Source organism: Bradyrhizobium sp. USDA 3650, assembly GCF_054057395.1.
The window spans coordinates 5,838,158-5,857,652 of sequence record NZ_JBSRZG010000001.1; the positions used below are offsets into that span (position 1 = coordinate 5,838,158).

General features: G+C 58.4%; 19 protein-coding genes and 3 pseudogenes. 10 read left to right on the forward strand and 12 right to left on the reverse strand.

The genetic code is table 11. The annotated features are described in order from the left end of the window. Positions 1 to 245: 245 nt before the first annotated feature. Positions 246 to 434 (forward strand): hypothetical protein, encoded by a 189-nt coding sequence (locus tag ACVIN2_RS27380; protein WP_456767957.1) that lies wholly within the window; start codon positions 246 to 248, stop codon positions 432 to 434. Between the two features lie 68 nt (positions 435 to 502). On the opposite strand, the gene ACVIN2_RS27385 is transcribed toward ACVIN2_RS27380, so the two are convergent. Beyond that, entirely contained in the window at positions 503 to 772 is a 270-nt protein-coding gene (locus ACVIN2_RS27385; protein ID WP_456767958.1) for a helix-turn-helix transcriptional regulator, read from the reverse strand. Between the two features lie 184 nt (positions 773 to 956). Here ACVIN2_RS27385 and ACVIN2_RS27390 point away from each other — a divergent pair, with 184 nt between their 5' ends. The 3 genes from ACVIN2_RS27390 to ACVIN2_RS27400 are packed head-to-tail and all read left to right on the forward strand — an operon-like array spanning position 957 to position 3,192. Next, positions 957 to 1,583, forward strand: coding sequence for an acyl-homoserine-lactone synthase (locus ACVIN2_RS27390; RefSeq protein WP_456767959.1), 627 nt, complete (start codon positions 957 to 959; stop codon positions 1,581 to 1,583). Next, positions 1,580 to 1,792 (forward strand): hypothetical protein, encoded by a 213-nt coding sequence (locus ACVIN2_RS27395; protein WP_456767960.1) that lies wholly within the window; start codon positions 1,580 to 1,582, stop codon positions 1,790 to 1,792. The genes ACVIN2_RS27390 and ACVIN2_RS27395 overlap by 4 nt, the downstream gene beginning before the upstream one ends. Beyond that, positions 1,789 to 3,192, forward strand: a complete 1,404-nt coding sequence (locus ACVIN2_RS27400) for a diaminobutyrate--2-oxoglutarate transaminase (protein ID WP_456767961.1) — start codon at positions 1,789 to 1,791, stop codon at positions 3,190 to 3,192. Before ACVIN2_RS27395 ends, ACVIN2_RS27400 begins: the two co-directional genes overlap by 4 nt. Here the strand turns inward: ACVIN2_RS27400 and ACVIN2_RS27405 are convergent. From ACVIN2_RS27405 to ACVIN2_RS27425, 5 genes and pseudogenes are all read right to left on the reverse strand, one after another. Continuing rightward, complete coding sequence (locus tag ACVIN2_RS27405) at positions 3,073 to 3,777, reverse strand: helix-turn-helix transcriptional regulator (protein WP_456767962.1); 705 nt, start codon at positions 3,775 to 3,777, stop codon at positions 3,073 to 3,075. The two genes, ACVIN2_RS27400 and ACVIN2_RS27405, sit on opposite strands and share 120 nt — an antisense overlap. Further along, entirely contained in the window at positions 3,725 to 4,609 is an 885-nt protein-coding gene (locus ACVIN2_RS27410; protein ID WP_456767963.1) for an alpha/beta fold hydrolase, read from the reverse strand. The genes ACVIN2_RS27405 and ACVIN2_RS27410 overlap by 53 nt, the downstream gene beginning before the upstream one ends. Positions 4,610 to 4,895: 286 nt before the next feature. Next, a pseudogene (locus ACVIN2_RS27415) lies at positions 4,896 to 5,922 on the reverse strand (IS110 family RNA-guided transposase). An 81-nt stretch (positions 5,923 to 6,003) separates the two neighbouring features. Continuing rightward, the gene (locus ACVIN2_RS27420; RefSeq protein WP_456769817.1) at positions 6,004 to 6,453 is read right to left on the reverse strand and encodes a hypothetical protein; all 450 of its coding nucleotides are present in this window, start codon (positions 6,451 to 6,453) and stop codon (positions 6,004 to 6,006) included. Positions 6,454 to 6,499: 46 nt separating this feature from the next. Then, complete coding sequence (locus tag ACVIN2_RS27425; protein WP_456767964.1) at positions 6,500 to 6,895, reverse strand: hypothetical protein; 396 nt, start codon at positions 6,893 to 6,895, stop codon at positions 6,500 to 6,502. A 104-nt stretch (positions 6,896 to 6,999) separates the two neighbouring features. Between ACVIN2_RS27425 and ku the strand changes: the two genes are divergently transcribed. Together ku and ACVIN2_RS27435 are read left to right on the forward strand one after the other, a co-directional pair. After that, entirely contained in the window at positions 7,000 to 7,962 is a 963-nt protein-coding gene (gene ku, locus ACVIN2_RS27430; protein WP_456767965.1) for a non-homologous end joining protein Ku, read from the forward strand. 471 nt (positions 7,963 to 8,433) lie between these two features. After that, positions 8,434 to 9,257: pseudogene (locus tag ACVIN2_RS27435) on the forward strand (ribonuclease HII). 31 nt (positions 9,258 to 9,288) lie between these two features. Here the strand turns inward: ACVIN2_RS27435 and ACVIN2_RS27440 are convergent. The 4 genes and pseudogenes from ACVIN2_RS27440 to ACVIN2_RS27455 form a co-directional block, all read right to left on the reverse strand. Next, positions 9,289 to 9,814 (reverse strand): annotated as a pseudogene (locus tag ACVIN2_RS27440) (ATP dependent DNA ligase). A gap of 888 nt (positions 9,815 to 10,702) precedes the next feature. Then, positions 10,703 to 11,194, reverse strand: coding sequence for a GNAT family N-acetyltransferase (locus tag ACVIN2_RS27445; RefSeq protein WP_456767966.1), 492 nt, complete (start codon positions 11,192 to 11,194; stop codon positions 10,703 to 10,705). 79 nt (positions 11,195 to 11,273) lie between these two features. Next, positions 11,274 to 12,464 carry a hypothetical protein gene (locus ACVIN2_RS27450; protein WP_456767967.1) on the reverse strand — a complete coding sequence of 397 codons (1,191 nt, stop codon included), beginning with the start codon at positions 12,462 to 12,464 and terminating at the stop codon, positions 11,274 to 11,276. A 20-nt stretch (positions 12,465 to 12,484) separates the two neighbouring features. Continuing rightward, positions 12,485 to 13,960 carry a coproporphyrinogen-III oxidase family protein gene (locus ACVIN2_RS27455; RefSeq protein ID WP_456767968.1) on the reverse strand — a complete coding sequence of 492 codons (1,476 nt, stop codon included), beginning with the start codon at positions 13,958 to 13,960 and terminating at the stop codon, positions 12,485 to 12,487. Between the two features lie 869 nt (positions 13,961 to 14,829). Here ACVIN2_RS27455 and ACVIN2_RS27460 point away from each other — a divergent pair. The 3 genes from ACVIN2_RS27460 (at position 14,830) to ACVIN2_RS27470 (ending at position 16,033) form a co-directional block, all read left to right on the forward strand. Then, positions 14,830 to 15,249 carry a DinB/UmuC family translesion DNA polymerase gene (locus ACVIN2_RS27460; RefSeq protein WP_425304747.1) on the forward strand — a complete coding sequence of 140 codons (420 nt, stop codon included), beginning with the start codon at positions 14,830 to 14,832 and terminating at the stop codon, positions 15,247 to 15,249. 87 nt (positions 15,250 to 15,336) lie between these two features. Further along, on the forward strand, positions 15,337 to 15,531 hold the full coding sequence (locus tag ACVIN2_RS27465) for a hypothetical protein (RefSeq protein WP_007596423.1): 195 nt from the start codon (positions 15,337 to 15,339) through the stop codon (positions 15,529 to 15,531). Positions 15,532 to 15,547: 16 nt separating this feature from the next. Continuing rightward, entirely contained in the window at positions 15,548 to 16,033 is a 486-nt protein-coding gene (locus tag ACVIN2_RS27470; RefSeq protein ID WP_219683516.1) for a hypothetical protein, read from the forward strand. A 609-nt stretch (positions 16,034 to 16,642) separates the two neighbouring features. Here the strand turns inward: ACVIN2_RS27470 and ACVIN2_RS27475 are convergent. Next, positions 16,643 to 17,329 (reverse strand): HAD family hydrolase, encoded by a 687-nt coding sequence (locus ACVIN2_RS27475; protein ID WP_007596419.1) that lies wholly within the window; start codon positions 17,327 to 17,329, stop codon positions 16,643 to 16,645. Positions 17,330 to 18,315: 986 nt separating this feature from the next. After that, entirely contained in the window at positions 18,316 to 18,525 is a 210-nt protein-coding gene (locus ACVIN2_RS27480; RefSeq protein WP_456767969.1) for a hypothetical protein, read from the reverse strand. Between the two features lie 429 nt (positions 18,526 to 18,954). Here ACVIN2_RS27480 and ACVIN2_RS27485 point away from each other — a divergent pair, with 429 nt between their 5' ends. Continuing rightward, positions 18,955 to 19,116: a hypothetical protein gene (locus tag ACVIN2_RS27485; protein WP_157158605.1), complete on the forward strand. Its 162-nt coding sequence runs from the start codon at positions 18,955 to 18,957 to the stop codon at positions 19,114 to 19,116. The last annotated feature ends 379 nt before the right edge of the window (positions 19,117 to 19,495 follow it).

Consider the following 19,495-nt stretch of genomic DNA (forward strand, 5'->3'; position numbering starts at 1 on the left):
GGGTCGACAAGCAGCGCTTCGCGGAGATATCCACGGATCAGGCTGCCCGGACTGGAGCAGTCCGTGCCTCGGAGGAGGGGCTATGGGTCGACTGTAAGCACATCGGGGCCTTAGCACAGGAGAAACAATAGTTCAATATCTAAATATCTGGATATCCTATCCACCGCCGTGGAAAACGGCCGGAAAGGCTATCGGGGTCCGCAGCTCCCTGATATTGGATATCTAGGTATCCAAAGGAGCCGATCATGCCACGCGGGAAGAAAGATGAGCCAGTCGCCGGAAGACCAGACAAGCGGAAAGCCACGTCGATGTATCTGATGCCGCACATACTCGACGCGCTCAAGAAGGCCGCCATCGACGAGAAGCGGAATGCATACGAGATCGTCGAGGACGCCGTGGTCGCCTATCTCAAGAAGGCGAAGCACCATATCTAGCGGGAAGTCGTTCGGCGGGCGGCCGAATGTCAGGAAATTCTCAAGCTGCCCGGCAAACCTGCCGCGGATCATCCCCGCGAGGGCTCAAATAAATCCCGGATGTCGACGTGAAGCGCCTGGGCGAGACGGATGAGCAATTCCAGTGTAGGATTGGCGACGCCGGCTTCCAGGTTGCTGATCAGGGCCTGCCGCGTCGTCGCCTCCGCCGCAAGCGCTTCCTGCGAAAGTCCGCGCTCCAACCGGAGTCGGCGCACATTCCTTGCAAGCACATTACGGGGCGAATTGCGCGATTCTCGGGCCATCCGCCACGATGACCATCGCAGCGTCGAAACGGCCATACGTCGGAACGTATATTATACGCTTGCAGGTATGGCGCAAGCGCGAGGCTTCTTGGCCTTCCAAGGAGCGGCGACGACTGCTCAGGTCATCAATTTTGCGAAAATGAGACCGAGGCCTTAGGGAATCTCCCAGTATCGCGTCATCGGTTGTTTTGATCGAATGCCTGCAACGGAGCGGCATTGCATGATCGAAGCTTTCTCGATTGCGACGGCGCATCTCTTCCAGGATGCCTTGGCTTCTCAGGCTCGTCTCAGACACGAAGTGTTCGTCTGCAGGAGGAAACTCGATCATTCCTCCTATGGAGGGCTGGAGTTCGACGAGTTCGACACCCCAGCGGCGGTCTACTTGGTTTGGCGCGACGAAGCTCGAGTGGTGCGAGGGCTGGCCCGGCTGCTCCGGACGACACGGCCCTACATGCTCAAGAGCTACTGGCCGTATCTCGTCACGGACGGAAATCTCCCGGAATCACCGGATGTCTTCGAGGTGACGCGCGTATGCGTCGACAAGGCCGTCTCGCCGGCGATACGCAGAACCATTTTCCCGGAGCTTCTCTGTGCGATCCAGGAGTTTCTCTCTCTTCGCGGGGCGACCGGAATGATCGGGGTGACTCGGGAGCATCTCCTTGCTCATTTCATCAAATCGGGGATCCGGTGGCTGGGGCCTGCGCACGAAATCGAGGGCGAATTGGAGCGCGCGTTCTTTGTTCCGACAGCGTTCATTCGCCCGACGGAGCACTGCCAGAAATTCGGCATCGCTCCGAGGGTTCTATCGCTTGGAGCGGAAACTCTCCCAAGAAAGGACGCCGCATGAGCGGAAACCACTCCGAACGTTCGACGGTCGTTCTGGCCGCGGACGAAGACGCGGCAGAAAACATCGCCGACGCACTCACGTACCTCAGCCGGGCGGCTACCGATGCTGGCTACGAGGCAATAGCGGCCGATATTTTGTTGGTGCGTGAAAAGCTGATGATGATCTCCAATGCGGAGAAGGCGCCCATTCCGCGGAGGACGCACGCATGAGGCCGGAACTCCGCAACGACCATGTCGCCTTCTTCGCCGAGAATGAATCCTCGGTTCGGTATTATTGCCGTCGGTTACCTGCGCTGCTCAGCTCGGCAAGCGGCGCGACGATACTCGACGCCGCCGGTAGGTCCTATATCGATCTGATGTCCGCCTGCGGCGCGCTCAACTACGGACACAATCATCCGCACCTTAAGAAAGCGGCCATCGATTACATCACGGCGGACGGTCTGAGCGCGGCACTCGACTTCCACACCGAGGCGAAACTCCGTTTCATGTCGAGCTTCCGAGACAAAATCCTGGCCCCGAGGGGACTCTCCTACCGGATGCAATTCACAGGACCGACCGGCGCGAACTGCGTCGAAGCCGCCATCAAGCTCGCCCGGAAGGTTACCGGCAGGCACGGCATAGCCGCCTTCACCAACGCGTTTCATGGTGTTTCATCGGGCGCGCTGGCAGCTACGGGCTCGCGTGTGGCACGAAGCTCGGGCGGTCGAACGCTCGATCCGGTAGTCCGTCTGCCCTTCGAAGGCTATTGCGGCGCCGGCTCGCGCGACCTTTCCCGTTTCGAGGCCATGGTCGTCGATGCTTCCGGTGGCATCGACCCGGTCGCGGCAATCGTAGTCGAGGTCGTGCAGGGAGAGGGCGGCTTGAACGTTGCATCGCCTCGTTGGCTTGCGGCGCTGTCCGAGACAGCGAAGCGGATAGGAGCACTTCTGATCGTCGACGAAATCCAGACCGGCTGCGGTCGCACAGGATCATTCTTCGCGTTCGAGCGCGCCGGGATCGTGCCGGACATGGTGTGTCTGGCGAAGTCCATCGGCGGCTACGGCTATCCGATGTCGCTCCTGCTGCTGAAACCGGAGCTCGACGTGTGGGCGCCCGGTGAGCACAACGGGACCTTCCGCGGAAACTCGATAGCTTTTGCGACTGGCGCCGCCGCCCTGGATCTCTGGGATGACGATTTCGTCGACGGCGTAAGAACCCGCTCCGACAGCCTGCGCCTATGGTGCGTCGGCCTGGCGGCGGAGTACCCGGAGCACCTCCGTCACAAGGGGCTCGGAATGATGCAGGGTGTGCAGTTCGCTGCGGCTGAGCACGCAGCAGAAGTCGCGGATAGGGCTGTCGCAGCCGGCATTCTGGTCGAGTGTTGCGGCCCGAACGACGAAGTCCTGAAGGTGATGGCGCCCCTGAACATAGAGCTTGACCTGTTTCAGAAGGCACTTGCCGTCTTGAGGACAATCGTCGTCTCGGTCATCGAAGTAACCGTGTCGCCGCCGCTACAGAGGGATGAGCCCGTTTCGGATAGCCATGATCACGGCGGTGATCCTGTTGCCGGCACCGAGTTTCCGCATCGCGTTCCCCACATGGAATTCGACGGTTTTCTGGGAGATCGCTAGAATCTCGCCTATCTCCCAATTCGTCTTCCCTTCCTTGCACCACTTGAGGCATTCCACCTCCTGGCCTGTGAGGGAGACCTCGTCCGGGCGGTGGTCATCCATCATGTCGCAGTACCTCAACCAGTACTGCACGCAATGCATATAGACCCAGGACAGGCGGTCCGACGCGGGCTTGCCCCGGCCACGGAAGCTCAGCGATATCAGGTCCGTCTGACGGCAGGGACCGCGAATGGGAACGGTCAGCCCTGAGTGGACCCCAAGCTCGCGGCATTCCTCGAAAAATTCGATCTGCCGGCGTGAGAATCCCGCTGGATTGATTTGATTCCAGTGAAATGGCCCGCGCGCCGTCTGGACGTGCTGCACGACTGGATCGATGCGATCCCACTCGCTCGATTTGTATGTGTCCAGATACCCCTCGGGAAATTCGCTCCAGGGAATGGAAACCAGCCTCTTCTCTCTGGCGCGCGCGAAGACGGCGTTCTCGTATCCTTCCGACTTCATCGAGGCCAGGAAGAGACCCTTCAGTTCGGCATCAGTTCGAGCATGCAACGTCGTGTCGATGAAACTCTCTATTCCCGAGATCATTCTGCCCCCCCAGGTAGTGTTGATCCGCGTACGCCAGAAATCCAAGAAGATGGTCGTTGAAGATCGTCGGACGCTCCCAGTGCGGCGCATGCCCGGCATCAAGCAACGTCGGTCTTCCTTGCCATATGTGCTTGTAGGGCAGGGCGGCGAGGTACTCCGTCCTTAAGAATGGGTCCGCCGCGCCTTGAACGATGGCCAGCGGACGCTGGTCCTCCGAAAGGGTCTTGACTTCGTCCACTCCGACGCCGGCCATGCCGTTATGCACCATCCAGTACCGTGCATTTCCGTCGGTACGGAGCGCAGTCTCGACCTGATCAGAGGCCGCGCGGCGCGCTCCCATCATCGCGCGAACGTAGCGAGTGGCATCAGCTTTTGAAAAGATTCGTCGCCCGGCTAGTGCCGTCGATGGCGTCCATCGAAAGCCGGCGGCGATACCGTCGGGCGTGAGCACGACAGGAGGTGTACCCGTCAAGAGGAGCGACTTGACCACGCGATAGCGAGCCAGCATCTCGATGCCGATGTGACCGCCCAAGGACCAGCCAACCACATGGTAGGTACGATAGCCCAGGTCCGACATCAGACGATGCAACATCTCGGCGTAGGCCGGGAAGCTATACGTCCGCCGCGGCGTGGCCGAACGGTCCGACGTGCCGTGACCCGGGAGATCGGGGATGACGACGCCGTATCCGGTCCGCGTCAAGGCCGATATCTGACGAGCAAAGATCTCCTTGGAGGACGAGTTGCCGTGGACCAAAACGATACCGATGCGGCCGCCGCGCCGCTCCAGGTAACTCAGTCGAATTCCGCGAACCGTCCTCGAACGCAACAACATGGATGTTCCGGATGTGTCGCCGGCAAATTGGATCTACGAATGAAAATAGTCGGAAAAATCGGCACAACTTATGGCGTTGTTGCTCAAGCTTCTCCCGTCATTCAGTCACTGCGGTGCCTCACGGTCCATACCCTAGAAAGTATAAACCGTGCTGCTCTCGTCGAATCATGCTTGTCGTCAGGTCGCGGCTACATTTCGGTGCATCCGGCTTCTTCTAGCCCGGCGATGGCCGCGCCCACCAGCTTCCAGACCGATTGTCGGCGCGGATGACCATATACGTTTCAGATCAAGTCGGCATGGCTGCTACCGGCTGGTTGTACACGCCGCCCGATATCATCAAGCGCCAAGCATGCGGGCAAACTTGTTGGCCAATGCCACCGCAACCAATTTCGGCGGCTTTCGCTCCAGCAGTGAGGCGAGCCATGGTGTGGGCTTATGACGACCCTTCGGATATACCTCAGCAGCGCGGTGGCCCCGACAATCAACGTCGATCGCAGTACAGAATCTCCAGCCTTTGTAATGCCGCCGAGTCTTTGCCCGCCGCCGGTTGAATGATCCTTGGGTGTCAGTCCGAGCCATGCCGCAAAGTCGCGACCCGATCTGAACGTCTCGGGCGGTGGTGCCTTCATGCTGAGCATCGACGACCCAATCGGACCGATGCCGGGAATTGTCGCAATACGCCTGCTGATGTCATCATCGCGATGCCACTTCATCAGCTTGGCCTTGATCTTCGCCAGGCGGGCTTCAACCGCAGCATACTCGTCCGCCTGAAAGCGGAAGAGATCCCGCGCCATTTCCGGCAGGCTATCGTCTTCCAGCACAAGTTTGATGAGTGCGGCTACGTTCTGCCGGCCGGCGGGACCGACGATACCAAACTCAGCGGCATAGCTTCTGAAAGCATTGGAGAGCTGAGACTTCACGCTGACCAGGCGTTCTCGCACGGTCATCAACATGCAAGCCGCTTGCCGTTCCTTCGATTTCACCGGTACGAACCGCATGCTGGGCCGGGTAACCGCCTCGCACAGCGCCTCGGCGTCGGCCGCGTCGTTCTTGCCGCGTTTCACGTAGGCCTTCACATACTGAGGTGGGATTAGCTTTACCTCGTGTCCAAACGATTGCAGCAGGCGTCCCCAATGCTGCGAGCTGCCGCAGGACTCGATGGCGACGAGAACTGGCGGAAGCCGCTCGAAGTAGCGGATCATCTCGGCTCGCCGAAACTGGCGCCGAACGACCACTACCTCATTCTCATCAACACCGTGAAGCTGGAACACCGACTTCGAAGTGTCCATGCCGATACGAACGGGAATATTCATTAGACTTTCCTATCATCTTCCGTGACGCCGAGAGCGTCATCAAACCGTGGGGATGAGAGGCCGTCCACACCAGCACATCGGTCAGGCTTCGGTCCGAGGGTGGCGCGGCTGCCGCGCCAACTGTAGCAGAGTCGCGGAAGGACGCCGGCCCGCCTTGCCGCATTTGCGGCAGCGCAGCCGGCTGGCAAGATCATGCACGAACGTGGTCGGCGGGTGCTTCATCGCCGCGAGATCGACGTCGCTCGGCGACTTGCAGCGCGCGCACTGGATCTCCAGCCAAGGGAAGCCGCCATTCACCGCTTGATCGATGGTGGGCGATGGATCTATTGGTTCGCCGTCTGACCACATCCGCTCGTTCCAGCTTTCGCATAGCAGCTTGTCGGCCTGCTGGATGAGCGCTTCCCCCTTCGCTCGCGCCTCCGCCGATCGGGTAGCCAGGATGTTGGCCATTGCCCGCGCCTTACCGAGCTCTTTCGCCAGAGCCTTGCGATCGCCGCCCGACAGGGGCGTAGGGTGATACTTCGGGGCCATCCGGACATCCCCGCGCAAAGAGATCGGATCGGCAAATCCAGAGCGACTACGGCGACGCGAACGCTGGCCTGCACCCGTCTTCTTCATGCCTGCCGGTGCGCTGCTGGCAGGTGTTGTCGAGCAGCCGCTGCGCGACGTCCTTCCAGACGGCGTTGCCGCCGTATAATCGGACTGCATCGGCGGTCTGGATTTCCACAATTCGCTCGCAGCGGCGGCAGGAGATGCGCAGGACGTGGGCCCTAATTTCCGAGAGGCGTCGCTGTCGGGCCTGGGCCACGGTCGCGCCGGCGCGAGGGTCTTTGAGGACTGATTCCCAATATTCGGCCGGGAGCGGGACATCCGGACCCGCAGCGGACGGCGCTCGTCTACGGTCGGCTTCAGCGGCCAGTTTTTCCATCTGTTTCGGGGTCGGCATGCGCCAGCTCGCGGGTCGGTCGGTCATGCGCGAATTAGAACATAACAAGAACAAATGTCGAGTCCCAGCCGCTGAGAAAAATCCTCCTGTGGGACGGGCCGCGATGTCGGAACCAAGCCGGGTGGTTCGTCTTGAATCCGGTATCAGTATCGGAGTTCCCCCGGCATGGCCCCCGCGCTAACTGGAAAGGCTTCCTGCGTCTTTCCCTCGTCACCTGTCCGGTAGCGCTCTATCCGGCCACATCGGAATCCGAAAAGGTCTCGTTCAACCAGCTCAATCGGAAGACCGGCCACCGCATCAAATACGCCAAGGTCGATGCCGACACCGGCGAGGAGGTCGACAACGAGGACATCGTCAAGGGTTACAAGGTCGATACCGACACCTTCATCGAGGTGACCAAGGAGGAACTCGAGAACGTCGCTCTGGAATCGACGCGAACCATCGAGATCGACGAGTTCGTTGACCGCAGCGAGATCGATCCGAGATATCTCATCCGGCCCTATTATCTGCGCCCCGACGGGAAGGTGGGACACGATGCTTTCGCTGTCATCCACGAAACGATCCGCGAAATGAACAAGGTCGCGATCGGTCGGGTGGTGCTGACCAATCGCGAACACATCATCGCGCTGGAGCCGCTCGACAAGGGGCTGATGGGAACGCTTCTGCGTTATCCCTACGAGGTCCGTGCCGCGGAGGAGTATTTCGACGACATCCAGGATGTCAAAGTCACTAAGGACATGCTCGACCTCGCCAGGCACATCGTCGATCAGAAGGCGGGACATTTCGAGCCGGACAAGTTCGAAGACCAGTACGAAACCGCGCTCATTGATCTCATCAATCAGAAGCGCGCGGGCAAACCCATCACCGCGAAAGCGCGTCCGCGAGGTGAGAACGTCGTGGACCTGATGGACGCGTTGCGCAAGAGCATCGGACGAGAGGGGGCCGCGGTAGAGGCATCCAAGAAATCAGGAAAAAAGCCGCGCAGGGCGGCCGCCGGGCAGAAGGAAATGCTGGTGCCGATCGCAGGCAAAAAGCCGGCGAAAGAGGCCGCGGCGAAGAAGCCGGCGGCCAAGCCGCAGCGGAAGTCGGCTTAGGTATTTCGTGAGGCATTCGGTGACGCCGGACGGCCCTGTTTTGTTGTTCGCGGGAGGCTGTGGCGGAGGGCAAATCACACTCTCGAGATGTCACGCGAGATCATTTCGTCGACAGGCTAATGGTGGCCCGGCGGGCGGTGCGCGACGCCAGGAAAGGCGACAGACGGCGAAGCCGAAGCAACGGGGCATAGGGCCGTGGACGAGGTTAAGCGGGCGCTCGGCTAGCGCGGCTAGCATGCCATCGCCATTTCTCCGTCGCCGGCATGACGTATTGGCCTTGCTCGGGATGAACACACCCCTTGGTTCCCTCTGAGGCAGATGGACGCGGTGTCAGTGGCGACGCGGAAGTGAAAGCGGGCCAGTTCCTTCGAGAGGGCGTTGCGCAGCCGATGAGGCGGTATAGGTACTTCAGACAATCGCCACAAAATTCACCGACACGCTTCCCTACAGACAGTCTTCACGAAGGGCGTTATGTCCCAGTATTCACTAGACGTATTGCGTCAGCGCTACATCGTCGAGAAAAGACCGCTCGAGGCCAGCGTGGAGCAGATCTTGCGGGCCGACAGCCGCGCGGGAGCGCGTGCCATCCTGGCTGCAATCGATAAACGTCGCTTCGAAATCGGTCCGAAGGGCAGCGCCTCCGCAAGATGCTCCGCTTCGAGACCTCGCTCTGGGAGAGCGGCCATTTTGCCGTGGCAGGTGTGGACGAGGCGGGAATGAGCCCTCTCGCCGGGCCCGTGTCCGCTGGAGCCGTGATCCTTAAACCAGGCACGCGGATAGTCGGGATCGACGACTCGAAAAAACTCGACGCCGCGGCTCGCGAAGAACTCGCGAAGGAAATCAAAGAAGAGGCAGAGAGTTGGTGCGTAGCATTCGTCGAGGTCGAGGAGATCGACGCAATCAACATCTATTGGGCAGGCATCCAGGCGATGCAGCGGGCGGTCCGGGGGCTAGGGTTGACGCCGCAGCACTTGCTGATCGATGCGAAGCGGTGGAAGGAAATCGACATCCCTCAGCAGGCAATTATTAAGGGCGATGCCAAGTCCGCCCGCATCGCGGCCGCCTCCATCCTCGCGAAAGTCGAGCGCGACAGGGTCATGCGGGCGCTCGACGTGCGTCACCCCGGCTACGGATTCGCTGATCACAAGGGCTACCCGGTGCCGGCTCATTATGAGGCGCTCGCCAGCCTTGGCGCATGCGCAGCTTACCGGCGATCGTTCGGACCGGTACGCAAGGCTCTCGGGTTGCCGCCCCTGCCGCCGTGGCCTTCGACATCCGAGCGCGAAGCCGGCTGAATTCTAAGTCGTATGCTTCGTCACAAGCGCATTATTTTCGCGACCGGCTCCTTTCGCGAACAACGTCCTTCGCGTTTTTGTCAGACCGCAGCCCGAGATAGACCGGCTGGCGCAGCTCGCCCTTGCTGGTCCACTCCGCGAACTTCACTTCTGCGACCAATGCAGGGCGTACCCAGGTCGTGACCTGCTCATCCTTCACCTTGGCAGGGAACGGCGACTTGGCGGTCTTGAGCTTCACGAGCTTTAGCCTCATGGCGCAGGGCGTTCTGAAGCAACTGGAAATGGGATACGCCGTCCTTTCCGATCGCAACCAGCTCGCCATCGATGACAGCGTCCGCCTTCACGCCTTCAAGTGCTTTCGCGACCTCGACATAGGAGTGGCTGATGATCTTCCCGTTGCGACTGTAGAGTGCGACCCGACCACCCCGGATTTCCGCGACCATGCGAAAACCATCGAATTTGTCCTCGAAGACCCAATTGGGATCGTCGAAGGCCGAATCTGTCAGAGTGGCCAGCATGGGCTGCAGGCGGCGAGGCAGAGTTGATTTTCGAGCCATGGCTGGACGACGGGAAGAGAGATGGGCAGAAACGAGTGGAATGTATCGTGAGTTCCGTGCGACACTTGAAGAAGATGGCCTGGCCCAGGTCAAAAAGCCAGTGCGTGCAACGTCACCGGGTGCGTTGCCTGCGCTCTGAGCGGCCTTTGAGACAATTCTGCTCGCCAATTCGATGCTGTACTTGGGGCGAAGTTTAACATTCCTGAATCCACAAGTCGGCAAGACCGGTTAGGATCGGGTTTTCCCTCTTGGGGGCACCTCATGTCGCAGGCGCACCGCGCCGAACGGAAGCGAGGTCCAGGGCGCGCCTCACACGCGGCACCGAAAACCGTCGCTGATTGACGCTCCGCGACAATCAGACTTCAACAAAACTCTTGCGCGACAATCTGCGCGGCAATCATCTCTCCGCCGCGACACTGTCGCCATCCAGATTGCCGCGCCTTCCCATCCAGATCGACGCGCTACACAGACGCTCGTAACTTGGAGCCGCTGGCAGCCGATTACTCATTGTCCGACCGAGCGCCGTGCCGACAGATTGGCCTTGAGCAGGTCTTGTCTGCTGGAAGACTGGGGGCTGATAAGTGATACGCGCTTCGGTGCCGCGGCAAGGTCGACGCGTTGAGCTGTTCCAGCTGATCTCGGATGCCGATAAGTCGCGGGCGCACCGCTCCAGCTCTCTTTTGAGCTCAACGCTGATTCAGGCAGGTGTGAGTTTGGGCGTGCGTTCGAGGGCTGTCGGTTGCGAAATCTTTAGTCCTCGTCAGCTACAGTGACACGATTCATTCCGGCCCCAGATCTCGCGGGACTGTTGAAAGGGGGTCTTCGCGGGATGTGACGATTTTATCTGAGCGGTCCGTAGAGCTTCATTCGAATATCCGCATCATTTGCTCATGTGGGGTCGTCCTGGCCAATGAGCCGCTTCTCGTAAAAGATCACTGCATATCCGTGCAACGTCCCTTCCTTGCGGCGAACATAGCCAGCGGTCTCGTAAAGTCTCTGAGCCCCTGCTTGGATCGTTGTTGTGTCGAGCATTATCCACTTGACACCGAGAGCAACAGCTCGCGACTCCAATTCACGAAGAACCCTCCTTCCAAGCCCTCGTCGCTGAAAGTCGGGATCGACTCGCATACGTTTAACTTCTGCGACATCGTCATCGACACGTTTCAGCCCACCCATGGCAGCGAGTTGGGGACCAATATAGGCAACTACGAAGTCTCCGCCCGACCCGATGTATACTGCGCCGATACTGCGTAAATCATCCTCCCACGTCCCTTCCGGGCCACACACACCAACATGCTGCGATGCGCTTCTGTGCAGATGCCATACACCATCGCTATCCCCGGACTCGAACCGACGAACGATCAGTTCGTCTTGAGACATCGATTATCACCTCTCGACGGGCGTCGAACACCGCGCCTATGGCATCGTTTCTGTTTAGCCAAGCAGGGCCACCGTCAGCTTACCGACCCGCCTCTGTCAACAGTCGCTGAGAAAGGACAGCCTCAACATTCTCCGATACCTCAACGCCGACGATTGGACGACCCGGCTCGACGGTATATTTTAACGCCGTACTTCGGTGCATCAGGGTAAACCGATCCAGCGCACAAATGCAGGACGCGCGCAGCCTTCCGATTTCGTCGCCGTGATGCTCCACTACTGGCGAAATCGTCGCAAGCCTGGGAAACTCCGCTTTCCCTTCTAGCCAACTCGGCTTGATCGGTGCACTCCCGTTGTCTGACGAGAGCCAGCGGAATACCTCGTGAATGCACCTCTGCGGATAATATTCGGAAAGCCGATATAGATCACTATAGAATTGCGGTTTCTGGTGGAAGAGTTCTTCACCTAGTAGTAGCACCGACACTGCCACGATCCGGGCCGAGAAGCGGCCGCTTGGACCAAGCGTATTCTTGTAAGGATTTTTTCCGTAAAACACACGAAATTGGCCAAATAGGTCCGGTGACATATGTTCATAAAAGCGCGTCAGAATATAGTTTGCTGACTCAAGGCGCGCCAAGCAAAGCGCAAGACATTGCCCCGCATCCACCTCGGCCGCATCACGCAAGTCAAGGAGAGCGTCCATTGCTGATTGCAATTCGCTCTCGATGATCTGATGGCCTAAGCAAAAATCTCGTTCCTCGACCCCGGCCGCGCCGAGGCAGTATACGCGTGGATCGTTCTGCAACGGATTAGTAAGGATCATATCTTCATAGGAGAGGACCTCGATGCCGGGTTGCCGGTCACAACTTGATCGCGCAAGGCGGCTCAGTGCCTCTCCCACCGTCAGCTCGGCGTCCAGGGGGTGAAGGCCGGCAAACGCAGACATCTGATAAGCACAATTTACGAGATATTGGATATCTGTCTTAGCGATCTCGAAGTCGGACTGCGGAAGACTTCGCAGCAACGCATCATAGTCACTCGCGGCGATCATCGCGTGGACGCTGCGTCCAAGCGCCTTAACCGCTTCATCTGGTCGTTCACTGCATTTGATTTCCGCAATGCAGTGCGGCAGTTCATCGGTGACAAAATTGCTGACCAGCCCAAGCGGACGTTCTCGCTGCCGCCGATCAATACTATCGGCCAGATGCAAAAATATGTCGTGCCCTTCGCAAGGCGAGCTTTGCGGAGTGGAAATGGAAAAAGGAGTGACCATAAACGAGCCCGCCCGCGGCTTCATCGAAATGCAACTTGCATTTCGGTACTTGATCCGTATCGAGCGGCCGGTGAGTAATCATGCTTTTCGAGCAGATCAGTTCGTTTGTCTGCTATCCTACTGTCGTTATACGCGACCTGCTCAAGTATATTGTTCGAGAAGAATAGCAGCGATACCGCGCCCGAATTGATGGTGCCGGCGGCAGTTAACGAAAGCAGGCCGTCATTTGAAATGCAGATGAGGCCTGCCTCATTCAACTTTTCCAGCTCGCGGCCAAAGCATTTGTCAATCGACACCCCAAACTCCCGCTCGAAGCGGGAGAGCGACACTCCACTGCTTCGCAGGGCAAACATTACTGTTCTGCGCATGAGATCATCTTGCGACAGGACAACACCCTTCCACACTGGCTTCTCGCCAGCCTCGACCCTATATAGGTAACGATCTAAATCTGCCTCGTTATAGAACTGGCACTGGCTCATGTAGCCAAATCCGGCAACCCCAAACGGAACCAGATTATTGTCGTTCCAGGAATCGTATTTGCGGCGCTGTTGAACCGAGTGTGGCTGCGACTGCTTACTCCAGTAGAAAATCGGCCCGTGACGATAGCCCAGTGTCGTGAGGATGTGCTCGGCCATAAAATGCATGATAATGCGCTCCTTAGCCCCGGCGAATTGATATCGTCCCTGAGCCAAATGGCGGGCCACGGGGTCTGTAGATTTGAACATCAAGGGGAATACATTGAACTTCTCTATCCCCAAATCTAGTAAGCCGATGAGTGAGTCGTACCAGCTACGGAGCGTTTGCTGCGGCAATCCATACATGAGGTCGAGCGAGAGATTCTCAACGCCCATCTCATTCAGCAATCTTACGAGTTGTACTACCTCGTCCACGCGGTGTCCGCGGTTTAGTATGCGTAAAATGCTCGGATCTAGACTCTGAACGCCCAATACAAAGCGGTTTACGCCGGATCTGAGCAGTGTCGATATGCGATCTGCAGCATCCACTTGCTTTGCAAGAGAGGGATGTAATTCGAAGCTCACCTCCGACTTAGACAGATCAAAGCGCCGGCCAATCATACCAAATAGCGTTTTGAGTTGACTGTTGGTCAGGAACGAGGGGGTACCGCCTCCGAAGAAAGCAGTCTCAACAGCTCTGTCAGCCAGTGCCGCGTCCGACCAACTCATCTCTTTATCTAAGGCCGCCAGATAGCGCTCCACTCGCTCGGGAGATGGATGGATTTCTTTGGCGAAGTGGCAAAAGGTGCAATGCTGATCACAGAAGGGGACGTGAAAGTAGAGATCAATTGACGGCGTAACCTGAAGCAACAAGTTTTCGGCATCTAGATCGCCCATTGCCTTGAGAGGCGGATATGTGCCGACGAGATAATCGTTGTGCGTGTCAAGGTGCAAATTCCGTGACCTCAACATGTCGAGGTTAATGTCGTAGGATCGGTCGATCGCGAATTCCAAGGCTTCGGAATAGGTCGGGGCGCGCATTTTGTTGAACTCCTCTAGCTTTCGTGTGAAGCAAGGGGCGATGGCACCTCCGTCCCTCGCTTCACATTCCGCTCTTCAGCTCGGGCTCGATACCGTAGCCATGCGTTTCGATAAAAGGCGCGGGGTTGTCGGCTCCCCCTCGAGGCAACCACCGTAGATCAGAACACGGGCCGCCATCCGCTCGGCTACACGCGAGGGTCGATTATGGTTCGGCGAGGAAGACAGATGCCGTGGCCCACGCGAATGCCCCCTCGGGCGTTGCTAAACGGCACCGAGGAAGACTTCAGGCGCAGAGGGTGCGAATACTCCTCGAGAAAATGGTGCTCGACCTCGGAGATAGCCACCCGCGGGGCAACGCGGCAAAGCTTTAAGCCGGACGTAGGCAACAGCGCAATGTCCATGGCATTTTCGATCAATCGAGCAAGCTTCATTTGAACTCCTGGGTCAGCGACAGCAAGGCCGTCATGGTCGTACAGAATCTTTGGGGTGTCCCAGCAATCCACGTGCCACCAAAGCCGCTTGCGAGCCTCGCTTGAAGAGGGCAAAACCATGTTCTTCGGCGCCAACGGCGGGATACTCGCGCCTCAGTGTCTGGTCCCCGACATTAACGTCTTCAGCCGGACACGGCTGAACACGACAAACGCGGAATGTTGAATGATGATGGAGGCCTCTCATGTTCAATCGCGAACATCTGCTGCACGACGAGCTTACGACCGAGTCGCTCGGCTGATGCAGGCAGCTGCACGTGACGGATATGCAAATGAATTCGTCACATTGTTGCGGCGCGGGGTGGCCACGTAGAAAGTTCGCTTGCTACCATCGGGGAAGCGTTCAAGTCCGACGCCGGTGTGAGGAGACTGATATTTGCTGTGTGCGCTTTCCAGTCAGTTGCGGGCGGTTGCACGCGGCGCCGCGTCGTCAAGATCACCGGCATCGCCTTGACTGGGTGTCGACACCCCGGCGTCCCCCCCGTTGTCAGGAAGGCACAGCCGCTCATCGAGAAGGTCTGGATGCACTGCGAGGACAAAGGTTCGCGGGGCCGGACGGTTAAACTGAGGGGCAGGTTCAACGATCTCGAGATCATCACGCGGAGCAGGACCGGACGCGTCCCGATTTCGAGCCGCTGCGAGCTCGAAACTTGTCGCTCGTCTTCCTTCAAACGAGATACCCGCTCCAAAGCCGATCCGCCTTCTTGTCTTCACGCCAGGGCGAACCGTAGGCCGAGCTGCAGCTCGGCCTACCAATTTGAGTCCGCATCGATCAGAATCAAGACCGCGGTACATCAGTAGAGCGCGAGCCCTCGTGCGCAACGCGGCAGAGTTTACCTCAACTGCGGGAATCCCAAGGTCGAAAGACTTACGGTAGGATAGGCGTCCATGTTTGAACACCCCACGACCGCTCTATCGCAAGCGGTACTTGACGAGGTCTGCCAGACGCTTCCGCGCAAGGGGAGCGGCGCTGGTTTGGCCTCCGAGATCGTCGAAGCCGCAAAGACCGACGAAACAACGCCGAAGCTGCTGCGGCATATAGGGCGTAAAGCCCTGGCCCGAGCGTCGATCATGTGGCGTTGATCGGGCGAGGTGCGGAGTGAACTTCCAGGTCACAGTCTTGAAGATCCTGGTGAGTTACCCCCAAGGATTTGCCGTGATGGCGGACCTCAAGCGGGACATGGCAATCCTCGCGACCAGCGGCCCGGAATGGGCCGAGCGCACCAAACGGCTGGCCGCGCGCGTTCCCGGGCTGGACATTTTTTCGGACGGCCTCGTTGAGCGCCAAAACGGCGGTTGGAGAATCACGGTGAGAGGGCGAGTTGTGCTCGAGACCATGGAGGCGCGCCGAGGCCAAGACGAGCCGACGGAGAAGGTCCCAGTCGAAACGGCCGGGCCGGTGCCATCGGTGCCCAGCCCTCGGAACGAGCGAACCGCTGACGCGAGCGCTTCCAGCGTCGCCGCGAAGCCCGCGAACGCGCGCGAGCGCATGCATCTTGAGGAGCAGCCGCCGAGTTCTCCCAGCGGCTCAGAAAGTCAGGTCGTTGACTCGCCTGTGGCGCACACGAACAGGTCCCCTGGGTAGGGGGTGTGGGAGCGAATTGGACTATGTCCGCCAGCAGCGGCGAAGCGCATCTCCATCCGGCAGCGCGACCCGCGCGTCAAACCGAACCGGTGCCTTTGGCGTACCGTGCGGCACGAGCGCTGGTGCTGTTACGGTTGCGGAGTTCCGGATGCCCAACTGGCCCCGTCAGCGTCCAACCATGACCCCGGCCTACTGCTGATTTCGTCCAGACCAGTACTGACTTGCGATGGAATAGCTGGGGTCAGCGTTCGACGCCCGGGGTGAAGTTGCTCTCCGATTCTACAATGTGACGCTTGCCAACACGCTCGACTATCTGGGATCGCTGAGGTCGTAAGAGCGGCAATGTGTGGGTGAGAGATGGGTTATTGTTCGATCTGGCATCGTCAAGCCTCGAGCAGTCCACCGGTGACGACTACAGGTGCCTGGAATGCCGCGAGTGCGGCAGGTACCCGATTACGGGTTCGGTATTGCAGATGCTGGACTCGCGACTGAGTTGAGCCATGCGACGCGTGCGATGTCGAAGGCGGAGTTCGAATCGCCGAGATAAACTCGTTCAACATGGACGACATGATCAAGGTTTTACAGACGCTGTGCGGTGATCTTCGCCGATCATGATTTGTGCATTCCAAAAAAACCGTAGCTTCGTAAGATTGGCAACAGCTCATGAAGGTTGTTAATCGTGTAGTCTGGATGCGCCGCTTGCAGGCGCGCCTCGGAAACAAATCCCCCGGTAATGGCTATACTTATCAGTCCGAGATTCCGTGCAATATCCGTTTCGATCGGCATATCGCCGATGATGAAAGTTGACGCTGGTTTCAAGTTGTTCTTCTGCATGTATAGACGAAGTCGCTCTCCTTTGCTTGTCGATTTGTATTGCGTGTCGCGGCTTTCGAACGCGAGCACATCGTCGATGCAGTCATTGATTCCAAGTCTTCTCAATTGGTAGCGCAGAGGGTCGACTATATGGTTGCTCACGATGATGGACGAAGCCCCTTCTCGGCGCGCCAACTCCAAGACTCTGCGCGCGCCCTCGCGTAGATCGGCTCTGCCCGCAAGAGCCTCATAGGCGTCGTGAAACATTGCACTCCCATCGCGATCCACCGTCGCAAGCTCGTCTCGCGATAGTCCGAGGCTGCGATAAAGAAGAGACAGCGGAACGTCGCAATGTTCCCGAAGCGTCTTCATGTCGATCGTTGTACGACCAAAGCGATCTAGAATTGCATTGGTGGTTTCGAGCAGTGCGTATGCATCATCGAGCAACGTTCCATTCCAATCGAAGACGAGAACCGGTTTCATGATCTGACCTTAAGCATAGATTCCGTGCGGGTGCCACGTCGTTCGCCACGTATAGTAGCACCTAACTACTACGGCATGGGCATCGACACACTAGATGAGTTGAAATGCTGGCGAGAATGGAGATGATTGACGCCCGCGATCAATCGAGCAAGTTTCATTTGGACTCCTGGGCCGGCGACTGCGAGGCCGTCATGATCGTACGGGCTCTTTTCGGTGTCCCAGCAATCCACGTGCCACCAAAGCCATTTGCGAGCCCCGCTTGAAGAGGGCAAAACCATGTTCTTCGGCTCAGGCGACGGAATACTCGCGCGTTAGTGTCTGGTCTCCGACATTAACGTCTTCAGCCGGATACGGCTGAACACGACAACGCGAAATGTTGAGTATGAAGGAGGCGCCATTCGCAAGTGTTCGCGGGCGGCGCTCCATGGAGACGGGGCCTTTGCGCTGAAGACGCTCCGGTTGGCATGGGGAAGTCGGGCTTCGGCAGGCGACTGCCTGAGCAACACGCGATTTGAGGACCGCGAAGCGATCTTTCGTGGCGAGCACTCGCGGTCCTTGGCAGACTCGAGCTTCGCTGAATGCGCCTCAGGTCCGCTCATCATCCGGCTTGGGGACGCGGCCCTTGCCATCGCACTTATGTCAACGGTTACATCCAACGCACGGGCAGGGCGAAGAGGCTAAAGCCCTCGCACAATTCCCGCCAGAATATCTGCCCGCTTAAGACATTTTCGACCGTAGCAGCGCAGAAGCTGCATCGCGTGTCGCGCACGTTACGTCATCTAAAAGCGCACGTTCCTGCGACCTACGGTGATCGCGAATCGCTTCGCAAGATTAGGTGGCCGACAGTTGACGAAAGCAACAGGGGCTCAGACAGAAGAAGTTGAGCTGCTGCAAGAACACGCAAGGCTTAGAAATATGATCTAACCTGGGCATCTCTCTGCCGGGTTAGCTTTGTAACTGGCCGCCCGGCAGCGCTCCTGGCAGCCTTATTGTGTTCCGGCTTGTGGACCGTGGAGGATGGTGCGCGTCAAGACTTCGACCCGCTCGGCAATTTGGCGAATTCGCCTCGCCACGTCCTCGACTGCGGTCATGTCCACCGGCTGCGTGCAGGAAATTGAGCTCATCTTCGCGTTAAGGTCCCTCAGCTCAGCCTTGCAGCGATCTAACTCCGCGTTGAGCATCGTAACTTCATCCATCGCCGTTGCCCGTATTGCCGTTGCTTCCGAGAAGATGTTTGTTCGGAGCATGCACCTGATTGCAATCTTTGTCGCGCTCGCGTGGTTCCACATGGGTAGGGCATCTCGAAAGGCACAGAACGGCCAACCCAAACACAGACCGGGTCGTTCACGCGCACAGCTGCAAATGGAGTCCCCATACCCAATTTATATAAAGGAATGAATTTCAATGGCACGCGCATGCGTTCCTCTCAGCAAAGCCCGGGCGACCGGCCGCACTCGCAAGAATCCAAAACGATTTTCGGGCCGCGAAGAGCCAAACGGCTTGGGTGCGTTAGGCGAACCGCCGAAATGCTTAGGCAAACCGCACGAGCGCGAGGCGCGGCGAACGCTGTCTGATGACCTTCGATGGTTCAACCCGGAGCCACCGGACGCTAGTGGCAATGGCAAGTGGGCTGGTTGCGCGGCAAATCGGAGGCGAAGACGTTTGCGAAAGCTCTGAATCTTCTCAGAATGATGCTGAATTCCATTGGCGGCTCGCTGTCCGATGCATCGAAAGTAATGATGCCGGAAGTGGAAGATGCTGAAGACCCGGCCGCGAAATACTTCTAGCTCATTCTCAAGTACTCTCGCCTGAATGGGCATCTCCAAACAAGAGTGTAGAAGCCCGGCTGAACCGGACTTCCGCTGTTGTCGGTTGCTCACTTCGGATTGTGATCTGCCCATACGATCAGACGCCATCGAATGGTGCTTGTGCTGACGTATGCGCATGATTGCTTTGCGGAGGCAATGTGTGGCCTGCTGCAATTCCGATTTCGCGATGACAGCCCGTGCATCGGTAGAGAGCGGCAAAGGGAGCCGCGACTCCCGGCCCCTGATCCTGATCGAAACAGTCGCTGTTAGATTGCGGTAGGTAGTTGGCGTTCTTATTTGTAGCCATTCGACTTCTGTCACTAGAGTAAAGCCGGACTTGACCTCTCGGGGCTTACCG